The organism is Pseudomonas sp. NyZ201 (assembly GCF_049860765.1).
GTDB lineage: Bacteria > Pseudomonadota > Gammaproteobacteria > Pseudomonadales > Pseudomonadaceae > Aquipseudomonas > Aquipseudomonas bharatica.
Window position 1 is genome coordinate 105,159 of sequence record NZ_CP187557.1, and the last position, 21,803, is coordinate 126,961.

A 21,803-nucleotide genomic window follows, 5' to 3' on the forward strand; every position below is an offset into this window, starting at 1 on the left:
TCATTGGACGAGAATTGCTTGCGCCAGTTCAAGGTCGCCAGCATGAAGATCGGGGTTTTCCCGGCGTAGCCGGCCAATGACCGATTCCAGCCGTGCGCCACGGAGCTGGCCATCGCTGGCGACGTAGGCCGCAGCATCGTCGCGGGCGGCCTGCACCCATTTGCGGTCGAAGGGCGCGCTGGTCACCTGGCTGGTGGCGTAGCCGCCTATAACGCTGGCGGCGGTGGTCATGTCGAAGGCCTCGGCCGTTGTCGAGAACGCCGTTGTGGACCCGAACAGTGCAAGCAGCAAAAACACATAACGCATGGAAAGAGATGGCCCTTGGAAACACAAGGTGTCCAAGGCTATCCCATGGCATCAGCCCGGGCCAGAGCGGTTGGCCCGGCTGTTTTGCAGGGTGTTGCCTGGTGTGTCAGGCCTACAGCGCCAGGATCGCCTGGGCCAGTTGTGCGTCGCTGGCTTGCAGGGTTGGCAGTTGCTGGCGGATATGGGCGAAGGCGCTTTCCAGTTTCACTCCGCGGATATCGCCGTTGCTGGCGACGAAGCTGGCGGCGTCGTCACGGGCGGCACGCACGACCTTGTTGTCGCGGAACGACGAGGTCACGTCAGACGTGGCGTCGGAAGAGGCTTTCAGTGCACCGACCAGGGAGTCGGTGGTGACGATGAAGCTCGTGGCGTGGGCGGTGGAAGCCAGGGCCAGCAAGAGTGCGGCGCCCAGCAGACGGGTACGGATCATGGTCTATCTCCTGAGGTAGGACTTGGGTCCAGCAACTGTCAGACGCACGCTCAGCCGGTTGCGCTACGCGTGGCATAAAACCCTGTTGGAAAAAGCGTAACACGTAACAAGCGAAGCGCCGGTCGATATAACTGTTATGGTTGATTTTATAAATCTGAAAACTGTATCTGTCGACCGGCAAATCCCTCTAGCCCGCGCCTTCCAGAACGAAAAAACCCGTCAGCAGTCACCTGCGACGGGTTTTTCGGAATTCGGTGCCGGCCTTGGCCGGCGGGCCTTGCATTAACGCCAGAAAGGCTTGCTCAGCTCTTCGTAACGTTGTGCTTCGCTGATACCGGCGTCAGCCAGCAGGCGAGCGTCCAGGCGAGCCAGTTGATGGCGGCTGGAGATACGACGTTGCCACAGAACCAGGTTGGCCAGCAGGCGCAGTGGCAGGGCAGCTTTGGATTGTTGAGCGTTGCTTTCGAAAACCAGACCGGAACTGAGGGTACGTTCCATGATGTGCTTCCTTCCGCTTGTGGCGGCATTGAGTAGTGATTTAACTGATGCCAATGATCCTCCTCGGGCGTCCATAACAGTAGATACAGTTCACCTGCATTGTGATGGTCCAGTTAACTGTTTAAGGGCACTGTTGCACTCGAAATGCACGCAACTGTACTGGTTGGCGCAAAAATGGTGCGTTTTTCAATTTTTGGCGAGTGGAAGGCGGAAAATCGAGGGGTTTTGAGCGGTACAGTAGTACAGTTTTTTAAAATCAGTTGGTCGAACTGTTCAGCCGACAGGCATTGCACCTTGTCGGCTGAGCAGTGTTCACCGATTAAACGGCCAGCATGCGCCCGGTTTCTTCCAGGTTTTCATGCCAGGCCAGCGCTTCGCGCAGGATGTGCGGGGTGTGACCGCCCCGCTCGCACGCGCGGGTGAAGTAGTCGTTGAGCGCTTCGCGGTAGTCCGGATGCACGCAATTGTCGATGATCGCCCGGGCGCGCTCGCGCGGTGCCAGTCCGCGCAGGTCGGCCAGGCCCTGCTCGGTTACCAGGATGTCTACGTCGTGCTCGGTGTGATCGACGTGGCTGACCATCGGCACCACGCTGGAAATCGCGCCGCCCTTGGCGATCGACTTGGTCACGAAGATGGCCAGGTGGGCATTGCGCGCGAAATCGCCCGAGCCACCGATGCCGTTCATCATCCGTGTACCGCAGACGTGAGTGGAGTTGACGTTGCCGTACAGGTCGAACTCCAGCGCGGTGTTGATGCCGATGATGCCCAGGCGGCGCACCACTTCAGGGTGGTTGGAGATCTCCTGCGGGCGCAGCACCAGCTTGTCCTTGTAGCGCTCCAGGTTGCCGAACACATCGGCATTGCGGCGGCTCGACAGGGTGATCGAGCTGCCCGAGGCGAAGCCCAGCTTGCCGGCGTCGATCAGGTCGAACGTCGAGTCCTGAAGTACCTCGGAGTACATGGTCAGTTCTTCGAACGGCGATTCGATCAGACCGCACATCACCGCGTTGGCGATGCTGCCGATGCCGGCCTGCAGCGGGCCGAGCCTGTTGGTCATGCGCCCCGCCGCCACTTCTTCCTTGAAGAAGTTGATCAGGTGGTTGGCGATGCCCTGGGTCTCTTCGTCCGGCGGCAGCACGGTAGACGGCGAATCCGCCTGTTCGGTAATGACGATGCCAACGATCTTCGTCGGGTCGATCGGGATCGCCGTGCTGCCGATGCGGTCATCGACCTTCACCAGCGGGATCGGCGTGCGGGTCGGACGGTAGGTCGGAATATAGATGTCGTGCAGGCCTTCGAGATTGGCGTTGTGCGCCATGTTGATCTCGATGATCACCTGCTTGGCGAAGATCGCGAAGCTCGCCGAGTTGCCGACGGAGGTGGTGGGTACGATATGGCCCTGTTCGGTGATCGCCACCGCTTCGATGACGGCAATGTCCGGCAGCTTGAGCTGCTGGTTGCGCAGTTGCTCGACGGTTTCCGACAGGTGCTGGTCGATGAACATCACCTTGCCGTCGTTGATCGCCTTGCGCAGGGTGCTGTCCACCTGGAACGGCATGCGTCGTGCCAGCACACCGGCTTCGGTCAGTTCCTTGTCCAGGTCGTTGCCCAGGCTGGCGCCGGTCATCAGGCTGATCTTCAGCGGCGACTGCTTGGCCCGCTCGGCCAGCGCGTGGGGAACGGCCTTGGCTTCACCGGCGCGGGTGAAGCCGCTCATGCCAACGGTCATGCCATCCTGGATCAGGCCGGCGGCATCGGCCGCGCTCATGACTTTATTGTGCAGCGAGGACAAGCGAATACGATCACGGTACATGGATTGTTATCTCGGGTATTGAAACCAGGAGCGCAGTCTATTGCTTTCGCAAAGACTCGTCCCACGACCAAGGTCGTATGTGAAGCCCTGCAATAGAGCCTTCCGTCGGCAGGCCGGGGACAAAAAAGCCCCGGTCGTTGCCGAACCGGGGCTTTTTGTCACATCTGGAAAAGGCCCTTATTCGACGGCCTTGACCATGTCCTCGATGACCTTCTTGGCATCGCCGAAGACCATCATGGTCTTGTCGAGGTAGAACAGTTCGTTGTCCAGGCCGGCATAGCCGCTGGCCATCGAGCGCTTGTTGACGATGATGGTCTTGGCCTTGAAGGCCTCCAGGATCGGCATGCCGGCGATCGGCGATTTCGGATCGTTCTTCGCCGCCGGGTTGACCACGTCGTTGGCGCCCAGCACCAGGACCACGTCGGCCTGGCCGAACTCGGAGTTGATGTCCTCCATCTCGAACACCTGGTCATACGGTACTTCGGCTTCCGCCAGCAGCACGTTCATATGCCCGGGCATGCGACCGGCCACCGGGTGGATGGCGTACTTCACCGTCACCCCGGCGTGGGTCAGCTTCTCGGTCAGTTCCTTCAGTGCGTGCTGGGCACGGGCCACCGCCAGGCCGTAGCCGGGCACGATGATCACGGTGTCGGCGTTGCTCAGGAGGAAGGTGGCATCGTCGGCGGAGCCGGACTTCACCGGGCGCTGTTCCTTCGATCCGGTCGCCGCGCCGGCATCGGTATCACCACCGAATCCGCCGAGGATGACGTTGAAGAAGGAGCGGTTCATCGCCTTGCACATGATGTACGAGAGGATGGCGCCGGACGAACCCACCAGGGAGCCGGCGATGATCAGCATCGAGTTGTTCAGCGAGAAGCCGATGCCCGCCGCCGCCCAGCCCGAGTAGCTGTTCAGCATCGACACCACGACCGGCATGTCTGCCCCGCCGATCGGGATGATGATGAGCACGCCCATGACGAAGGCCAGGGCCAGCATCACGGCGAAGGCGGTGTAGTTGCCGGTGAAGGTGAACACCAGGCCGAGGCCGATGGTGGTCAGGCCCAGTACCAGGTTCAGCTTGTGCTGCCCGGCGAACTGTACCGGTGCGCCCTGGAACAGGCGGAACTTGTACTTGCCGGAGAGCTTGCCGAAGGCGATGACCGAGCCGGAGAAGGTGATCGCACCGATAGCTGCACCGAGGAACAGCTCCAGGCGGTTGCCGGTGGGGATCGGGTCGCTGATGGCGCTGACGATACCCAGGGATTGCGGCTCGACCACGGCGGCAATGGCAATGAACACCGCAGCCAGGCCGATCATGCTGTGCATGAAGGCTACCAGCTCCGGCATCTTGGTCATTTCCACGCGCTTGGCCATGATCGCGCCGGCGCTACCGCCGATCAGCAGGCCGACGATCACGTAGGCGATGCCATCAGTGGCCAGCTCCGCGCCGAGCTTGTAGATCAGGCCAACGGTGGTGATGACCGCCAGGGCCATGCCAAGCATGCCGAACAGGTTGCCGCGCCGGGAGGTGGTCGGGTGCGACAGGCCCTTGAGGGCCTGGATGAAGCAGACCGACGCTACCAGGTAGAGAAGTGTTACCAGGTTCATGCTCATCTTTACTTCTGCCCCTCTGCCTTCGCGGCTTTCTTCTTGAACATCTCCAGCATGCGCCGGGTGACGAGGAATCCACCGAACACGTTCACCGCCGCCAGGGCCACCGCAAGGGTGCCCATGACCTTGCCCAGCGGGGTGACGGTCAGCGCCGCGGCGAGCATGGCACCGACGATGACGATGGCGGAGATGGCGTTGGTGACCGCCATCAACGGGGTGTGCAGCGCAGGCGTGACGTTCCAGACCACGTGGTAGCCGACATAGATCGCCAGCACGAAGATGATCAGGTTATAGACGCCGTGGGAAATCAGCATGTCTTCCATTGCCCTGCTCCTTAACCGTTCTTGCGGATGACCTGGCCGTCGCGGCACATCAGGCACGCGGCGACGATGTCGTCTTCGAGGTTGATCGTCAGCGCGCCGTCCTTGTCGAACAGCAGCTTCATGAAGTCCAGCAGGTTGCGCGCGTAGAGCGCCGAGGCATCGGCGCCGACCTGGGCCGGCAGGTTGGTCGGGCCGACGATGGTCACGCCGTTCTCGATGACGATCTGATCGGCGACGGTCAGCGGGCAATTGCCGCCCTGGGCCGCTGCCAGGTCGATGACCACCGAGCCGGGCTTCATCTGCGCCACGGTTTCCGCGCTAAGCAGGGTTGGTGCCTTGCGGCCCGGGATAAGGGCTGTGGTAATGACGATATCGGCCTGCTTGGCGCGCTCGTGCACGGCCTGGGCCTGGCGCTGCATCCAGCTCGCCGGCATCGGGCGGGCATAGCCGCCGACCCCAACCGCGCAGTCGCGTTCCTCGTCGGTCTCGTACGGCACATCGATGAACTTGGCGCCGAGGGATTCGATCTGCTCCTTCACCGCCGGACGCACGTCCGACGCCTCGATCACCGCGCCCAGGCGCTTGGCCGTGGCGATGGCCTGCAGGCCGGCCACACCCGCTCCGAGGATCAGCACGCGGGCGGCTTTCACCGTACCGGCGGCGGTCATCAGCATCGGCATGAAGCGTGGATAGTGGTGCGCGGCGAGCAACACGGCCTTGTAACCGGCGATGTTCGCCTGCGAGGACAGCACGTCCAGGCTCTGGGCCCGGGAAGTGCGTGGCGCGGCTTCGAGAGCGAAGGCGGTGATCCCGCGTTCGGCCATTTTTGCGATCAGATCGTTGTTGAACGGGTTGAGCATGCCCGCAAGCACGCTGCCGCTCTTGATCAGGGCCAGTTCGCTGTCGTTGGGCGCTACAACCTTAAGGACAAGCTGCGCGCCAAACGCATCGGCGGCGCTTCCAAGAACCGCGCCGACTGCCTCGTAGGCACTGTCAGGAATGCTGGCATTGACGCCGGCTCCACGCTCTACAGTGACCTGATGGCCCTGGCCCACCAGTTTCTTGATGGTTTCGGGAGTGGCAGCGACCCGTGTTTCGCCCGTCTGCGTTTCGAGAGGAACACCAATGTGCACGTCATTTCTCCTGCGTGATCTTTGTTGTTGAACCAGCGCACTACGGATGGTGCGTCTGGGGCGGCCGATCAGCACGATCCCGCCTGAACGAGGCGGGGCGCGGCATTTTGCAAGCGATCCTGAATCGCTTCAATGGGTTCTGAATGGAAACTTAATCGAAACTACAAGTCACCCTGTGACCACTTGTCGCAACGAACCGGCTTGAGCCCGCCAAACACGGGGTTTAGCGACATTAGGAGATTTTTTAAAAATTTTCTGACAATTTTCGCGGAGAGGAAGAAAAAGGTCGTTTTTTCCGCTTTAAAGCCCCGTAAACATTGGGGTTGTCAGAGTTTTTAATGAAGGGCGGAACAGTTGTCGCTTCTGCGACATTTCCTTATATCTGTAGGTGTTAAATTTAATTGACTACCGGGTCAATTAGTCGGCTTGAGCCTTGTCGGCTGCGGTATAGCGCTGTGCCTCGGTTACCAGCCAATCGCGGAAAAAACGCAATGAAGCGGACTCGACCTTTCTTTCCGGAATCATCAAGTGGTAGGCCTTGATGCTGGACAGTCCGTGCGGGTTGGCGATCACCAGCCTGCGTTCCTCCAGTTCACGCTGGATCAGGAACGGTGGAATCAGCGCCACGCCCATCTCGTGCATCGCCGCTTGGGCCAGCATCGAGAATAGTTCATAGCGCGGGCCTGTCATGTCGCGCGCGACGTTCATTTCCAGGCTATTGAACCATTGGCGCCAAGCGTAGGGCCGGGTGGTCTGCTGCAGCAGGGGCAGTTGGGCGATGGTCTGCGGATCGAGCTTCTCATGCTTGCCCAATAGCGACGGGCTGCACACCGGAACCGGGTTTTCTCCCATCAGCCTGTGGGATTGCGTACCGGACCAGTCGGCGTCGCCAAAGTAGATGGCGGCATCGAAATTGGTGTCGGCGAACAGGAAAGGCCGGGTGCGGTTGGTCAGGTTGACCGTGACGTCCGGGTGGCGCTGCTGAAAATCCTTGAGCCGCGGCAGCAGCCATTGGGTGCCGAAGGTCGGCACGACCGCCAGCTCGATCACGTTGGCGCCCTGCTGGCCCATTACTGACAGTGTGTCGCGCTCCACCGCGTCTAGCTGGGTTGCTACCCGGCGACTGTAGGACAGGCCGGCTTCGGTGAGTTTCACGCCGCGTCTCGAGCGGCGGAACAGTTCGACATTGAGGAACTCTTCCAGCCCGCCGATCTGTCGACAAACGGCACCCTGGGTCAGGGAAAGCTCCTGCGCCGCCTTGGTAAAGCTCTCGTGGCGGGCGGCTGCCTCGAAGCAGACCAGGGCCGTGGTGCTGGGAATCTTGCGCCGCATATACGTCAACCTCACTAATCTGGCTTCTGAACAGCCTTCATCTCAATTACGAAGTGAGAAATTAGCACAAGAGGTTGCGGAATCCTCGTTTGTCGCCCTGCCCGTTCGGGCCTAGGATCAAAGGCACGACAACAATCACTCCCTTTCCCACCTAGAGGATTCCCACATGGCCGGCAAAGCAAGCTTCAACTGGATCGATCCGCTGCTCCTGAATCAGCAGCTCAGCGAAGAGGAGCGTATGGTGCGTGACAGCGCCTACAGCTTCGCCCAGGACAAGCTGGCGCCACGTGTGCTGGAAGCCTTTCGGCATGAGCAGACCGATCCTGCAATCTTCCGCGAAATGGGCGAAGTCGGCCTGCTGGGCGCGACCATCCCGGAGCAGTACGGCGGCAGCGGCCTGAACTACGTGTGCTATGGCCTGATTGCCCGTGAAGTGGAGCGTATCGACTCCGGCTACCGCTCGATGATGAGCGTGCAGTCCTCGCTGGTGATGGTGCCGATCAATGAGTTCGGCACCGAAGCGCAGAAGCAGAAGTACCTGCCGAAGCTTGCCAGTGGGGAGTGGATCGGGTGTTTTGGTCTGACCGAGCCGAACCACGGTTCTGACCCGGGCTCCATGATTACTCGTGCGAAGAAAGTGGATGGCGGCTACCGCCTGACGGGTAGCAAGATGTGGATCACCAACAGCCCGATCGCCGATGTGTTCGTGGTCTGGGCCAAGGACGACGCGGGCGATATCCGTGGCTTTGTGCTGGAAAAAGGCTGGCAGGGCCTGAGCGCGCCGGCGATTCATGGCAAGGTCGGTCTGCGGGCCTCGATCACTGGCGAGATCGTCATGGACAACGTGTTCGTCCCCGAAGAAAACATCTTCCCGGATGTGCGGGGGCTTAAAGGCCCGTTCACCTGCCTGAACTCGGCGCGCTACGGTATCTCCTGGGGGGCTTTGGGCGCTGCCGAGGCCTGCTGGCACACCGCGCGCCAGTACACCCTGGATCGCCAGCAGTTCGGTCGCCCGCTGGCGGCGAACCAGTTGATCCAGAAGAAGCTGGCCGACATGCAGACCGAAATTACCCTGGGGCTGCAGGGCTGCCTGCGCCTGGGGCGGATGAAGGACGAAGGCACCGCGGCGGTGGAAATCACGTCGATCATGAAGCGCAACTCCTGCGGCAAGGCCCTGGAGATCGCGCGTCTGGCCCGGGACATGCTGGGCGGCAACGGCATCTCCGACGAGTTCGGCGTGGCTCGTCACCTGGTCAACCTTGAGGTCGTGAACACCTATGAGGGTACTCATGACGTGCATGCACTGATCCTCGGTCGTGCGCAAACCGGCATCCAGGCCTTCTATTAATAGGGAGACAGTCCATGGGCGCGCTTTCTCATTTGCGGGTCCTGGATCTGTCGCGGGTACTGGCCGGGCCATGGTCCGGTCAGATCCTCGCGGATCTGGGCGCTGAGGTCATCAAGGTCGAGAGGCCTGGCAGCGGGGACGATACCCGCGCCTGGGGACCGCCCTTCCTCAAGGACAGCAGCGGCGAGAACACCAGCGAGGCGGCTTATTACCTGTCGGCCAACCGTAACAAGCGCTCCGTCACCATCGACTTCACCCGGCCCGAAGGGCAGAAGCTGGTGCGGGAGCTGGCGGCGAAGTCCGATGTGGTGATCGAGAACTTCAAGGTGGGTGGCCTGGCTGCCTATGGGCTGGACTACGCAAGCCTCCGTCAGATCAATCCCAATCTGATCTATTGCTCCATTACCGGTTTCGGTCAGACCGGTCCGTATGCCAAGCGTGCCGGGTATGACTTCATGATCCAGGGGCTGGGTGGGTTGATGAGCCTGACCGGGCGTCCTGAAGGAGAGGACGGTGCCGGGCCGGTGAAGGTCGGGGTGGCGCTGACGGATATTCTTACCGGGCTGTATTCGACGGTGGCGATCCTTGCTGCCCTCGCCCACCGGGATCAGCATGGCGGCGGGCAGCATATCGATATGGCCCTGCTGGATGTGCAGGTGGCCTGCCTGGCCAACCAGGCGATGAACTACCTCACGACCGGTACCCCTCCGCGTCGGCTGGGCAATGCACACCCGAACATCGTGCCTTATCAGGACTTTCCTACTGCGGATGGGGACTTCATCCTGACCGTGGGTAACGATGGGCAATTCCGCAAATTCGCCGAGGTGGCGGGTCAGCCGCAGTGGGCGGATGATCCGCGATTCGCGACCAACAAGCTGCGGGTGGCGAACCGGGCCGAACTGATTCCGCTGATTCGCCAGGCCACGGTGTTCAAGACCACGGCCGAGTGGGTCAGCCAGCTGGAGCAAGCGGGTGTGCCCTGCGGGCCGATCAATGATCTGGCGCAGATGTTTGCCGATCCCCAGGTGCAGGCTCGGGGGCTGGCGATCGATATCCCGCATCCGCTGGCCGGGATAGTGCCGCAGGTGGCCAGTCCGATTCGGCTTTCGGAAACGCCGGTGGAGTACCGCAATGCCCCGCCGCTGCTGGGGGAGCATACCGAGCAGATCCTGGCTGGTGTGCTGGACCTTGATGCTGATGCTATCCAGCGACTGCGGGAGGCTGGGGTGCTCTGAGCCCCTTGTCTCTATATAGAGGGAATCGGGGCGGCAGGCCTGATTTGAATCAATTTCAAATTAATGCTTGACGCTCGATTCAATCTCTCTATAATTCGCCCCACTTCCGGCGCAGTCGAAACGGAAAACTCCTTGAGATTCAACGAGTTAGAAGTTTCAGGTAGTATCGGAAGTACTTCGGTCTTCACCGAAAGCGGTTGAAAAAGGCAGTTGACAGCAGGTTGTAACGCTGTAGAATTCGCCTCCCGCTGACGAGAGATCGCAGCGAGTCAAGTGTTTGAAGTTGAACGAGAAATTCTGAAAGACTTCAAAATAAACGCTTGACAGGCTGAGAGGAAAGCGTAGAATGCGCGCCTCGGTTGAAGCGAAACGCTTCGCCAAACGCTCTTTAACAATCGAATCAAGCAATTCGTGTGGGTGCTTGTGGTAATGGACTGATAGTCAGAAAGATTATCAGCATCACAAGTGACTATACGAGCAATCGAATAGTTCATTTTGAGATTGCTGAGTCAAGTTTAGGGTTTTCTCAAAACCCAAGCAGTATTGAACTGAAGAGTTTGATCATGGCTCAGATTGAACGCTGGCGGCAGGCCTAACACATGCAAGTCGAGCGGATGAGAAGAGCTTGCTCTTCGAGTTAGCGGCGGACGGGTGAGTAATGCCTAGGAATCTGCCTGGTAGTGGGGGACAACGTTTCGAAAGGAACGCTAATACCGCATACGTCCTACGGGAGAAAGCAGGGGACCTTCGGGCCTTGCGCTATCAGATGAGCCTAGGTCGGATTAGCTAGTTGGTGAGGTAATGGCTCACCAAGGCGACGATCCGTAACTGGTCTGAGAGGATGATCAGTCACACTGGAACTGAGACACGGTCCAGACTCCTACGGGAGGCAGCAGTGGGGAATATTGGACAATGGGCGAAAGCCTGATCCAGCCATGCCGCGTGTGTGAAGAAGGTCTTCGGATTGTAAAGCACTTTAAGTTGGGAGGAAGGGCAGTAAGCGAATACCTTGCTGTTTTGACGTTACCAACAGAATAAGCACCGGCTAACTCTGTGCCAGCAGCCGCGGTAATACAGAGGGTGCGAGCGTTAATCGGAATTACTGGGCGTAAAGCGCGCGTAGGTGGTTCGTTAAGTTGGATGTGAAAGCCCCGGGCTCAACCTGGGAACTGCATCCAAAACTGGCGAGCTAGAGTAGGGCAGAGGGTGGTGGAATTTCCTGTGTAGCGGTGAAATGCGTAGATATAGGAAGGAACACCAGTGGCGAAGGCGACCACCTGGGCTCATACTGACACTGAGGTGCGAAAGCGTGGGGAGCAAACAGGATTAGATACCCTGGTAGTCCACGCCGTAAACGATGTCAACTAGCCGTTGGAATCCTTGAGATTTTAGTGGCGCAGCTAACGCATTAAGTTGACCGCCTGGGGAGTACGGCCGCAAGGTTAAAACTCAAATGAATTGACGGGGGCCCGCACAAGCGGTGGAGCATGTGGTTTAATTCGAAGCAACGCGAAGAACCTTACCAGGCCTTGACATGCAGAGAACTTTCCAGAGATGGATTGGTGCCTTCGGGAACTCTGACACAGGTGCTGCATGGCTGTCGTCAGCTCGTGTCGTGAGATGTTGGGTTAAGTCCCGTAACGAGCGCAACCCTTGTCCTTAGTTACCAGCACGTCATGGTGGGCACTCTAAGGAGACTGCCGGTGACAAACCGGAGGAAGGTGGGGATGACGTCAAGTCATCATGGCCCTTACGGCCTGGGCTACACACGTGCTACAATGGTCGGTACAGAGGGTTGCCAAGCCGCGAGGTGGAGCTAATCTCACAAAACCGATCGTAGTCCGGATCGCAGTCTGCAACTCGACTGCGTGAAGTCGGAATCGCTAGTAATCGCGAATCAGAATGTCGCGGTGAATACGTTCCCGGGCCTTGTACACACCGCCCGTCACACCATGGGAGTGGGTTGCACCAGAAGTAGCTAGTCTAACCTTCGGGGGGACGGTTACCACGGTGTGATTCATGACTGGGGTGAAGTCGTAACAAGGTAGCCGTAGGGGAACCTGCGGCTGGATCACCTCCTTAATCGACGACATCAGCCGTACCATGAGCTCCCACACGAATTGCTTGATTCATTGAAGAAGACGGAAGAAGCAGCTTATTGGGTCTGTAGCTCAGTTGGTTAGAGCGCACCCCTGATAAGGGTGAGGTCGGCAGTTCGAATCTGCCCAGACCCACCAATTAAGTTACACCATTCAGTGTCATGCCTCAGTCTGGGGCCATAGCTCAGCTGGGAGAGCGCCTGCCTTGCACGCAGGAGGTCAGCGGTTCGATCCCGCTTGGCTCCACCATAATCTGCTTCCTGTAGCTAAAGCTTAGAAATGAGCATTCGGTTCGAATGTTGATTTCTAGTCTTTGTTGACTGGTCCGTTCTTTAAAAATTTGGGTATGTGATAGAAATAGACTGAACGACACTTTCACTGGTGTTGATTCAGGCTAAGGTAAAATTTGTGAGTTTTTGTCATGAATTTTCGGCGAATGTCGTCTTCACAGTATAACCAGATTGCTTGGGGTTATATGGTCAAGTGAAGAAGCGCATACGGTGGATGCCTTGGCAGTCAGAGGCGATGAAAGACGTGGTAGCCTGCGATAAGCTTTGGGGAGTCGGCAAACAGACTGTGATCCAGAGATCTCTGAATGGGGGAACCCACTCAGCACAAGCTGAGTATCTTGTACTGAATACATAGGTACATGAGGCGAACCAGGGGAACTGAAACATCTAAGTACCCTGAGGAAAAGAAATCAACCGAGATTCCCTTAGTAGTGGCGAGCGAACGGGGACTAGCCCTTAAGTTGACTTGAGATTAGTGGAAGGCTCTGGAAAGTGCCGCCATAGTGGGTGATAGCCCCGTACACGAAAATCCCTTGTCAATGAAATCGAGTAGGACGGAGCACGAGAAACTTTGTCTGAATATGGGGGGACCATCCTCCAAGGCTAAATACTACTGACTGACCGATAGTGAACCAGTACCGTGAGGGAAAGGCGAAAAGAACCCCGGAGAGGGGAGTGAAATAGAACCTGAAACCGTATGCGTACAAGCAGTGGGAGCCTACTTTGTTAGGTGACTGCGTACCTTTTGTATAATGGGTCAGCGACTTATATTCAGTGGCGAGCTTAACCGAATAGGGGAGGCGTAGCGAAAGCGAGTCTTAATAGGGCGTTTAGTCGCTGGGTATAGACCCGAAACCGGGCGATCTATCCATGGGCAGGTTGAAGGTTAGGTAACACTGACTGGAGGACCGAACCGACTACCGTTGAAAAGTTAGCGGATGACCTGTGGATCGGAGTGAAAGGCTAATCAAGCTCGGAGATAGCTGGTTCTCCTCGAAAGCTATTTAGGTAGCGCCTCATGTATCACTCCAGGGGGTAGAGCACTGTTTCGGCTAGGGGGTCATCCCGACTTACCAAACCGATGCAAACTCCGAATACCTGGAAGTGCCGAGCATGGGAGACACACGGCGGGTGCTAACGTCCGTCGTGAAAAGGGAAACAACCCAGACCGTCAGCTAAGGTCCCAAAGTCATGGTTAAGTGGGAAACGATGTGGGAAGGCTTAGACAGCTAGGAGGTTGGCTTAGAAGCAGCCACCCTTTAAAGAAAGCGTAATAGCTCACTAGTCGAGTCGGCCTGCGCGGAAGATGTAACGGGGCTCAAACCATGCACCGAAGCTACGGGTATCACTTAGGTGATGCGGTAGAGGAGCGTTCTGTAAGCCTGTGAAGGTGAGTTGAGAAGCTTGCTGGAGGTATCAGAAGTGCGAATGCTGACATGAGTAACGACAATGGGAGTGAAAAACTCCCACGCCGAAAGACCAAGGTTTCCTGCGCAACGTTAATCGACGCAGGGTTAGTCGGTCCCTAAGGCGAGGCTGAAAAGCGTAGTCGATGGAAAACAGGTTAATATTCCTGTACTTCCGGTTATTGCGATGGAGGGACGGAGAAGGCTAGGCCAGCTTGGCGTTGGTTGTCCAAGTTTAAGGTGGTAGGCTGGAATCTTAGGTAAATCCGGGATTTCAAGGCCGAGAGCTGATGACGAGTTGCCTTTAGGCGACGAAGTGGTTGATGCCATGCTTCCAAGAAAAGCTTCTAAGCTTCAGATAACCGGGAACCGTACCCCAAACCGACACAGGTGGTTGGGTAGAGAATACCAAGGCGCTTGAGAGAACTCGGGTGAAGGAACTAGGCAAAATGGCACCGTAACTTCGGGAGAAGGTGCGCCGGCGAGGGTGAAGGACTTGCTCCGTAAGCCCATGCCGGTCGAAGATACCAGGCCGCTGCGACTGTTTATTAAAAACACAGCACTCTGCAAACACGAAAGTGGACGTATAGGGTGTGACGCCTGCCCGGTGCCGGAAGGTTAATTGATGGGGTTAGCTAACGCGAAGCTCTTGATCGAAGCCCCGGTAAACGGCGGCCGTAACTATAACGGTCCTAAGGTAGCGAAATTCCTTGTCGGGTAAGTTCCGACCTGCACGAATGGCGTAACGATGGCGGCGCTGTCTCCACCCGAGACTCAGTGAAATTGAAATCGCTGTGAAGATGCAGTGTATCCGCGGCTAGACGGAAAGACCCCGTGAACCTTTACTATAGCTTTGCACTGGACTTTGAATTTGCTTGTGTAGGATAGGTGGGAGGCTTTGAAGCGTGGACGCCAGTTCGCGTGGAGCCATCCTTGAAATACCACCCTGGCAACTTTGAGGTTCTAACTCAGGTCCGTCATCCGGATCGAGGACAGTGTATGGTGGGTAGTTTGACTGGGGCGGTCTCCTCCTAAAGAGTAACGGAGGAGTACGAAGGTGCGCTCAGACCGGTCGGAAATCGGTCGCAGAGTATAAAGGCAAAAGCGCGCTTGACTGCGAGACAGACACGTCGAGCAGGTACGAAAGTAGGTCTTAGTGATCCGGTGGTTCTGTATGGAAGGGCCATCGCTCAACGGATAAAAGGTACTCCGGGGATAACAGGCTGATACCGCCCAAGAGTTCATATCGACGGCGGTGTTTGGCACCTCGATGTCGGCTCATCACATCCTGGGGCTGAAGCCGGTCCCAAGGGTATGGCTGTTCGCCATTTAAAGTGGTACGCGAGCTGGGTTTAGAACGTCGTGAGACAGTTCGGTCCCTATCTGCCGTGGACGTTTGAGATTTGAGAGGGGCTGCTCCTAGTACGAGAGGACCGGAGTGGACGAACCTCTGGTGTTCCGGTTGTCACGCCAGTGGCATTGCCGGGTAGCTATGTTCGGAAGAGATAACCGCTGAAAGCATCTAAGCGGGAAACTTGCCTCAAGATGAGATCTCACTGGAGCCTTGAGCTCCCTGAAGGGCCGTCGAAGACTACGACGTTGATAGGTTGGGTGTGTAAGCGCTGTGAGGCGTTGAGCTAACCAATACTAATTGCCCGTGAGGCTTGACCATATAACACCCAAGCAATCTGAGCTGAGAAGCCGGATTGTGGTGGTGAAGACGCAATGAACCGAAAGTTCGTGCAGACCACAACTGTCACATACCCGATTTGCCGAGGCGTCGAAAGACGAGTTGGCACACAGAATTTCTTGACGACCATAGAGCATTGGAACCACCTGATCCCATCCCGAACTCAGCAGTGAAACGATGCATCGCCGATGGTAGTGTGGAGCTTCTCCATGTGAGAGTAGGTCATCGTCAAGATTCAATTCCGAAACCCCTATCTGCGTATGCAGGTAGGGGTTTTGTCTTTTAGTAGAAGTACCAGGATTTCGCTGCGCCGTCGCTTGATGACGGAACGGCACACAGAATTTCTTGACGACCATAGAGCGTTGGAACCACCTGATCCCATCCCGAACTCAGTAGTGAAACGACGCATCGCCGATGGTAGTGTGGAGCTTCTCCATGTGAGAGTAGGTCATCGTCAAGATTCATTCCGAAACCCCTGTCTGCATTGCAGACAGGGGTTTTGTCTTTTCAGGGCCTAGGTCAGCAGATTGCGCACATTGTTCATGGCGTCGTCGGCAAACTTCTGCAGAAAGGCCTGAAACGCCGGGAGCGCCTCCGGGCCGCCCTCCCATGGCTCGCCCTGGATGGTCCATATAGCCCGGCTGCGGTTGTTATCCAGATCCTTAACCTCCATGGCCGCCCATAGATTGCCGATATTCAGGCTGGTATGAATCAGGCTCCAGGTCATGTACATCGCCTGCTCATCCCTCGAGTTCAGTTGCTCGATCACGAAGTTGTTGTCTTTGAAGAACTTCTTGCGGATCGAACGCACGCCAGTACCCGTCATCTCGATGTGGCTGAGTGCCGGTATGAACACGGCGAACCCGGCGAAATTGCCGACGATACGCCAGGTATTGCTTGCCGGTGCTTCGATATCGACCTGGGACACGACCAGGCAGCCTTGCGGATTGCGGATCAGCGTGTCGGGTTTCAGTACTCGCATGATGTTGCCCTCTGGGTGGTGAATCAGATGAAGCGGATTTCCCGCAGGTAGCGGCAGCCAAGCTCAAGCAGGGCAGGGCTTTTCTCCGGATAGCGCTCGCCCATCAAGTGCACGCCATCGCGTGCATTGGCATGCTCGATCAGTGAGATGTCGCCGATGTCTTCCTCGAACCCGTCGAGATAAAAGCCGAGAACGTCAAACAGCGCGTTGTCGCGATCGACCTGCTGTAGTTGGCGCTGCCACTGCGCCACGCTGACCAGCTCGAAGCTTCGCCCGGCATCACGAAATGCCGCGACATAGCGCGCCCAGTGAAGAGGCTCCGGGTTATGAAGGTGGAACACGGCCTGTCCAGCGCGATAACGGCTGGCGTGGAAGGCGATGAAGCGAGCCAGGAAGTCCACCGGCATCAGATCGAACTGAAGATCCAGTGCCGGCACCTGACCCAGCTGCAGTGAGCCCTTGAGCATCAACATCAGACGGTTCTTTTGCGGCTGTGAGACGCCACTGCGGCTGTTGAAAGTGATGTTCCCCGGGCGAAACAGGTTCACCCAGACACCTTGCTCCTGCGCGCGCTGAAGAATGCGCTCGCCCACCCATTTGCTCAGGTTGTAGCCGTTGCGGATATACAGTGGCGGAGTTGCAGCGGGCGGTTGTTCCAGCACGCGACCGTTTCCATCCCTGGCGCTGCAAGCAGACAGGGTGGAGACGAAATTGAAAATCTTCTTGGTACGCCCCTCGCACAGGCGCAAGCACTCGAAGAGCGGCTCGACGTTGTCCGCTGCCAGCGCCGGGTAATCCAGCACGTGGTTAACCTGGGCCGCATTGTGGATAAGTGCACCGTAGCGACGATCCAGGTCTTCATGGTCGGCGTCGCTCAGGCCCAGCTTCGGCCGTCGCAAATCGGCTTCCAGCACGCGGATGCGCCGCCAGTCCAGGCCATTGATGCGATTCTCGCTGACCGCCTGGGCAAAGCGTTCGGCAGCACTGGTGTCCGGTCCACGTCTAACCAGGCACGCTACTTCCGTTGCACCCCAATCCAGCAGCGCTGCGACGATATGTACACCGAGAAAACTGTTTGCCCCGGTCACTATCACCCGGTGCACATCACCAAGCCTTTCCATCGGTAGTGCTTGTAATTCGATCGCACGGGCGGCATCTGCCAACGCTTGCGGATGGACGACACCATTACTGATTCGCGCCCCACTGAGCAATGCGCCCAGGCGCTGCAGTGTCGGCTCTTCGATGAAGCGATTTATCGGAATGCCTTGACCGAAATGCTCACGAATCGCCAATAGCAGGCGCGACAGCAGGATCGAATGTCCACCGAGGTTGAAGAAGCTGTCATCGGTGGAAATCTCCTCGACTGGCAACTCCAGCAGCTCGCTCCACAAGCCCAGCAAACGCGCCTCCAGAGCGCTGGCAGGAGGCCGACGCTGCCCGTTTCCTCCAGGAGCCACTGACAGACCCAACAACGCCCGACGGTCGATTTTGCCGTTGGCCGTGTAGGGCATCTGTGCAAGCTCTTGGTAGACCGATGGCCGCATATAGTCGGGCAGATGCTGTTGGGCATACAGACGCAGCCGGTCAGGCGCCTCGGCCTCCTTCGGCTGCGCGAGAAAGGCCAACACCCGACGTTGCTCGTCGATCACAACCGCGACCTGGCCGAATAGACGGCTCCCGCGCAGGCAATGCTCGATTTCCTCGGGTTCGACACGGAACCCGCGGATTTTCACCTGGTTGTCCCGGCGCCCACAGATTTCGATACCTGTGGCAGTCCATCGGGCCAGATCGCCGGTGCGGTACAGCCTGATCCGTTCGCCGTCGGGCAGTTCGAGGCTAATGAAGCGTTCTTCGCTCAGCGCTGGATTGTTCAGGTAACCCAAGCCGACACCAGGCCCGCCGATATACAGCTCGCCGCGGCTACCCTCCGGCACCGGCTGCAGCTGTTCGTCGAGCAGGAACACCCGGCTGTTGCTGATCGGCATCCCGAGGTTGCGCACGCTGTCTCCCGGCGCGAACACCCGGGTAGTGGCCAGCACCGTGGTCTCGGTCGGGCCGTAGATATTGTGGAAGCGAAAGCGCCCGGCCAGCCGCTCCACCACGGCTGGCTCGCAGACATCGCCTCCGCTGACCAGATGTTCCAGGTTGGTGCTTTCCAGCGTCAGCAGGCTGAGCAGGGCAGGGGGCAGGAATGCGTGGGTCACCTCCTGCTGCCGAATCAGCGCCTCCAGGCTTGCCGGATCCCGCCGCTGTTGCTCGTTCGGTACCACCAGTTCCGCTCCGCAGACCAATGTCGGCAGGATGTCGAGGAGCGAGGCATCGAAATTGATGGTGGAAAACTGCAACACGCGGCTGTTCGGTGTGAGCCGCACATGGGTGCTGTACCAGGCCTCGAAGTGGCTGACATTGCCTTGGCTGAGCACTACGCCCTTGGGCTGGCCGGTAGTGCCGGAGGTGTAGATGGCGATGCACGGCGTATCGATGTCCGGCCTCGTCCTGACCAGGCCGGCCCCTTCCGTCCGCTCCGGCAGATGGCCCAGATCCAGCGTCGGAACTGCACCGGCAAGTGCCGTGCTGGTTGCATCATGGACCAGCACGCTGGCCTGGGCGTTGCTCAGGATGAAGCGCAAGCGTTCGACAGGCGTTTCCGGATCCAGAGGCAGATAAATCGCCCCGCAACCCAGTACCGCCAGCAAGCTGGCATATAGCCCCACCGATTTCGGTAGGCACACGGCAACCACCGGTGCCTTCCCGCTCAGCAACGGCAGTAACCGAGCCTGTATGGCCGACGCTTGCCCGTGCAGGTGGGCATAGCTGAAGCGCTGTCCATCGAAATTCAGCGCCGGCAGCCGCGCATGTTCCAGCAGGCTTTGTTCCAGTCGCACGATCACTGGGGTTGTGCTTGCCAGCAGTAACCCTTGTTCCAGGTCACGGTTGAAGACATGCATCCACGCCAGCTTTTCCAGCCAATCCAAGGCATGCTCATGGGCCTGGCGCATCGGCTCACTGGCCTGGATCTCGCGGAAATGATCCGGGTAGCGTGAGAGGCGACTGACATGCAATGCCACCCGCTCCTGCAACGCCTTCAGCGCCCTCATGCGCAGAGCCTGTCCGTTACCTGAAACTTCCTGCTCCAGCGGCTGACGATCGATCAGCCGCTGTGCCTGCGCCGTACCTGCCCAATACAGCAACTCCAGCTCGGGCAGTTTTCCGGCGACCGGTGTGCTGCTGCCAATCCGCAGGCCAAGAACTGCACAGCCGTCGAAGTCCGGCAGCTCGAGGCTGCCGTCTTCGATCACCAGGTCGGGCCTGGCCGAGGTGTGGCCAGCGAGTGCCTCCTGACCGTTAGCCAGCTGTATCACATGACCATGTTCCTCCAGCTGCGAATGCAGCATGCCCAAGGCCTGGCTACTGCCGGCCAGCACAATCTCCAGGCGTTTCATGACTCCCTCCTTGCCGATGGCAGGTAGCCGGCCAGCGCTTCTTGCACGCACGGTGTATCGAGCAGTGAGCTGTTTCTGAAAAAACGCAGGATGTTTCCCAGCAACGGATGCTGATGACCAATCGGCCAAGCCATGCTGGCCACCTCCTCCCGCAGTGCTGCAGCGACCGGCCTTGCGATATCCAGCGCTTCGATCAATTGCAGGTCGAACGACTTCTGGATCTCGTTGGTCAGGTAATGCGCAATGAACACCGGCAGTACCCCGGCGATCAGTTGGCGATCCGCCTCCGGCGCCTGGCCCCAGTAGATCCGGGTCAAGCGTGCCCAGAAGGTGGAATGACGCCCCTCGTCGAGCAGATGGTCGGCCATCAAGCCCTTGATCGACGGCTTGACGCTGTCGTCCCGGGCAAAGGCGGCGACGTCGTTGGTCAGGGTGTTTTCCGCAATGGCTACGCAGATCAGCTCGACGGCGTCGCGCAACCGCTCGGGAACCAGCGCCAGCGCGGCCGGAATGGCCCGGCTCAACTCGATCTCGGTCGGCAGGATCACCGGTTGGATGCCGGTCAGGGCAATGGCCTGCTGCATGAAGTCCATCGCCACCAGGGCGTGATAATCCTCGTCCACTACCACGGTCATGGCGTCGTAGCGACAGGCTGGGGGAAAGCGCACGGCGAAGCGGTCCTTGGCAATGGCGCGGGCGGTGCGGTCAACGATCTCGGTCTCGAAGATCACCACGTCGTTGATGAACTTGTAGAGCCCCTGTGCGAGGGCGACGTCGCGCAGGTGCGCGCATTCGTTCTGGAAGGTTGCAGTCAGTACCAGGGGGAGCCGGCTCAACGGATAGAGCAGGCGATGATCGTCTTCCACCAGGCGCCGGGGGCGAGTGCGGATGGTGGCCCGGTCTTCCCAGGTGTCGGAAAAGGACTGATAGTCGAGACTGTTCATACGCTGGCCTCGGCGACTTCCTGATGCATCGACAGACGCAGCCGATCCCAGAATGCCAATCGGCTTTCCACCGCAGTGATCGCAGCCTCGTACGTTTCCCGCTCGCGTTGGGGATCGTCGCCGACCAGGCGTGCCAGCAACTGCCCGGCTGCCGGCCCGTGATCCTCAGAGTCCACCTCGATGTGCCGTTGCAGGTAATAGCGGAAGGTCGGCGCCTGGCTGCCGGTGATTCCCCAGTCATCGAGAATGCGCTGGAACATGGTGGGAATCACGCTCTCCCGTCCATGCAGGAAGGCTGCAGCCACGGCATGTGCCGGGGCATTCAAGGCGATGTCCAGGGTTTGCCCGACAAACTCCCGGGCCGCTTCGCTGGCGCCCGCATGGTGCAGTGCGGCGCGATGAGGCATACCTTCTCGCTGCAGCGCGACGAAACGCTCGATGCCGACGGTGCAGGCACCGACCTCGCGCATCGCATCCAGATACAACTCGAAATGGCTGTAGTGGCCTCGATCGAGGCGATCATCCGACTCCTCGCCCAATACGATTTCGTTGATCAGTCGCGCGGCCTCCGGATCATGCGGCGGCAGCCAGGGCAAGCGGATGCAGGTCAGCTCTTGCTGCAGGCGCTTGGTCAGCGACATGAAATCCCAGACGGCATAAACATGGGTTTCCATAAAGCTACGAAGTACCGGAAGCGAATGGATTTCAGCGAAGATCGGGTGGTTCGCCAGTTCGGTTTTCTTTTCATGCAACAGCGGTTCGAGACTGTTCATTGCAAGTTCCTTGAATGACCTGGTGGCAGCCGAAAGTTGTGCGCTGATTATTAATCCGGGCGAAGGGGCGCCCTGGGATTTACAACCAGCAGGCTAGGGGGTTGATGCTCTCGTGGAGCCGGCTTGATGCCCGGCGAGTAGAAGCTA

The 21,803-nt window shown here is 58.6% G+C and carries 14 protein-coding genes, 2 tRNA genes and 4 rRNA genes; 8 read left to right on the forward strand and 12 right to left on the reverse strand.

All coding sequences use genetic code 11. The features are described 5' to 3' along the window. The 8 genes from ACPFMA_RS00510 to ACPFMA_RS00545 form a co-directional block, all read right to left on the reverse strand. Positions 1-306, reverse strand: coding sequence for a DUF2388 domain-containing protein (locus ACPFMA_RS00510; RefSeq protein WP_009403435.1), 306 nt, complete (start codon positions 304-306; stop codon positions 1-3). A gap of 112 nt (positions 307-418) precedes the next feature. Further along, positions 419-736 (reverse strand): DUF2388 domain-containing protein, encoded by a 318-nt coding sequence (locus tag ACPFMA_RS00515; RefSeq protein ID WP_064303897.1) that lies wholly within the window; start codon positions 734-736, stop codon positions 419-421. 282 nt (positions 737-1,018) lie between these two features. After that, positions 1,019-1,234 (reverse strand): DUF1127 domain-containing protein, encoded by a 216-nt coding sequence (locus tag ACPFMA_RS00520; RefSeq protein ID WP_009403437.1) that lies wholly within the window; start codon positions 1,232-1,234, stop codon positions 1,019-1,021. A gap of 319 nt (positions 1,235-1,553) precedes the next feature. Then, positions 1,554-3,047 carry an acetyl-CoA hydrolase/transferase family protein gene (locus ACPFMA_RS00525; RefSeq protein ID WP_425929500.1) on the reverse strand — a complete coding sequence of 498 codons (1,494 nt, stop codon included), beginning with the start codon at positions 3,045-3,047 and terminating at the stop codon, positions 1,554-1,556. Positions 3,048-3,224: 177 nt separating this feature from the next. Beyond that, positions 3,225-4,661, reverse strand: a complete 1,437-nt coding sequence (locus tag ACPFMA_RS00530; RefSeq protein WP_009403439.1) for an NAD(P)(+) transhydrogenase (Re/Si-specific) subunit beta — start codon at positions 4,659-4,661, stop codon at positions 3,225-3,227. A 2-nt stretch (positions 4,662-4,663) separates the two neighbouring features. Further along, positions 4,664-4,981, reverse strand: coding sequence for an NAD(P) transhydrogenase subunit alpha (locus tag ACPFMA_RS00535; RefSeq protein ID WP_009403440.1), 318 nt, complete (start codon positions 4,979-4,981; stop codon positions 4,664-4,666). 11 nt (positions 4,982-4,992) lie between these two features. After that, positions 4,993-6,114 carry a Re/Si-specific NAD(P)(+) transhydrogenase subunit alpha gene (locus ACPFMA_RS00540; RefSeq protein WP_009403441.1) on the reverse strand — a complete coding sequence of 374 codons (1,122 nt, stop codon included), beginning with the start codon at positions 6,112-6,114 and terminating at the stop codon, positions 4,993-4,995. Between the two features lie 417 nt (positions 6,115-6,531). Next, positions 6,532-7,446 carry a LysR family transcriptional regulator gene (locus ACPFMA_RS00545; protein ID WP_425929501.1) on the reverse strand — a complete coding sequence of 305 codons (915 nt, stop codon included), beginning with the start codon at positions 7,444-7,446 and terminating at the stop codon, positions 6,532-6,534. Positions 7,447-7,612: 166 nt separating this feature from the next. Here ACPFMA_RS00545 and ACPFMA_RS00550 point away from each other — a divergent pair, with 166 nt between their 5' ends. The 8 genes from ACPFMA_RS00550 (at position 7,613) to rrf (ACPFMA_RS00585) (ending at position 15,974) form a co-directional block, all read left to right on the forward strand. Further along, the gene (locus ACPFMA_RS00550; RefSeq protein WP_425929502.1) at positions 7,613-8,794 is read left to right on the forward strand and encodes an acyl-CoA dehydrogenase; all 1,182 of its coding nucleotides are present in this window, start codon (positions 7,613-7,615) and stop codon (positions 8,792-8,794) included. A gap of 14 nt (positions 8,795-8,808) precedes the next feature. After that, positions 8,809-10,029, forward strand: coding sequence for a CaiB/BaiF CoA transferase family protein (locus ACPFMA_RS00555; RefSeq protein ID WP_009403444.1), 1,221 nt, complete (start codon positions 8,809-8,811; stop codon positions 10,027-10,029). A gap of 545 nt (positions 10,030-10,574) precedes the next feature. Beyond that, a 16S ribosomal RNA gene (locus ACPFMA_RS00560) occupies positions 10,575-12,111 on the forward strand. Positions 12,112-12,189: 78 nt separating this feature from the next. Continuing rightward, positions 12,190-12,266, forward strand: a tRNA-Ile gene (locus ACPFMA_RS00565). Between the two features lie 35 nt (positions 12,267-12,301). Continuing rightward, positions 12,302-12,377: transfer RNA gene (locus ACPFMA_RS00570), tRNA-Ala, on the forward strand. A 228-nt stretch (positions 12,378-12,605) separates the two neighbouring features. Beyond that, positions 12,606-15,496: ribosomal RNA gene (locus ACPFMA_RS00575) — 23S ribosomal RNA — on the forward strand. Positions 15,497-15,632: 136 nt separating this feature from the next. Beyond that, a 5S ribosomal RNA gene (gene rrf, locus ACPFMA_RS00580) occupies positions 15,633-15,748 on the forward strand. Positions 15,749-15,858: 110 nt separating this feature from the next. Next, positions 15,859-15,974 (forward strand): 5S ribosomal RNA (gene rrf / locus ACPFMA_RS00585). The 16S, 23S and 5S rRNA genes sit together here with 2 tRNA genes alongside, the layout of an rRNA operon. 54 nt (positions 15,975-16,028) lie before the next feature. On the opposite strand, the gene ACPFMA_RS00590 is transcribed toward rrf (ACPFMA_RS00585), so the two are convergent. Genes ACPFMA_RS00590 through ACPFMA_RS00605 form a run of 4 tightly spaced genes read right to left on the reverse strand, consistent with a single transcriptional unit; the run spans position 16,029 to position 21,656 of the window. After that, positions 16,029-16,496 carry an SRPBCC family protein gene (locus tag ACPFMA_RS00590; protein WP_064304366.1) on the reverse strand — a complete coding sequence of 156 codons (468 nt, stop codon included), beginning with the start codon at positions 16,494-16,496 and terminating at the stop codon, positions 16,029-16,031. Between the two features lie 23 nt (positions 16,497-16,519). After that, positions 16,520-19,939 carry an amino acid adenylation domain-containing protein gene (locus ACPFMA_RS00595; protein WP_425929503.1) on the reverse strand — a complete coding sequence of 1,140 codons (3,420 nt, stop codon included), beginning with the start codon at positions 19,937-19,939 and terminating at the stop codon, positions 16,520-16,522. After that, positions 19,936-20,883, reverse strand: a complete 948-nt coding sequence (locus tag ACPFMA_RS00600) for a diiron oxygenase (RefSeq protein ID WP_425929504.1) — start codon at positions 20,881-20,883, stop codon at positions 19,936-19,938. The genes ACPFMA_RS00595 and ACPFMA_RS00600 overlap by 4 nt, the downstream gene beginning before the upstream one ends. After that, a complete protein-coding gene (locus tag ACPFMA_RS00605) occupies positions 20,880-21,656 on the reverse strand; it encodes a DUF3050 domain-containing protein (RefSeq protein WP_425929505.1) in 777 nt (258 codons plus the stop codon). The genes ACPFMA_RS00600 and ACPFMA_RS00605 overlap by 4 nt, the downstream gene beginning before the upstream one ends. Between the last annotated feature and the right edge of the window lie 147 nt (positions 21,657-21,803).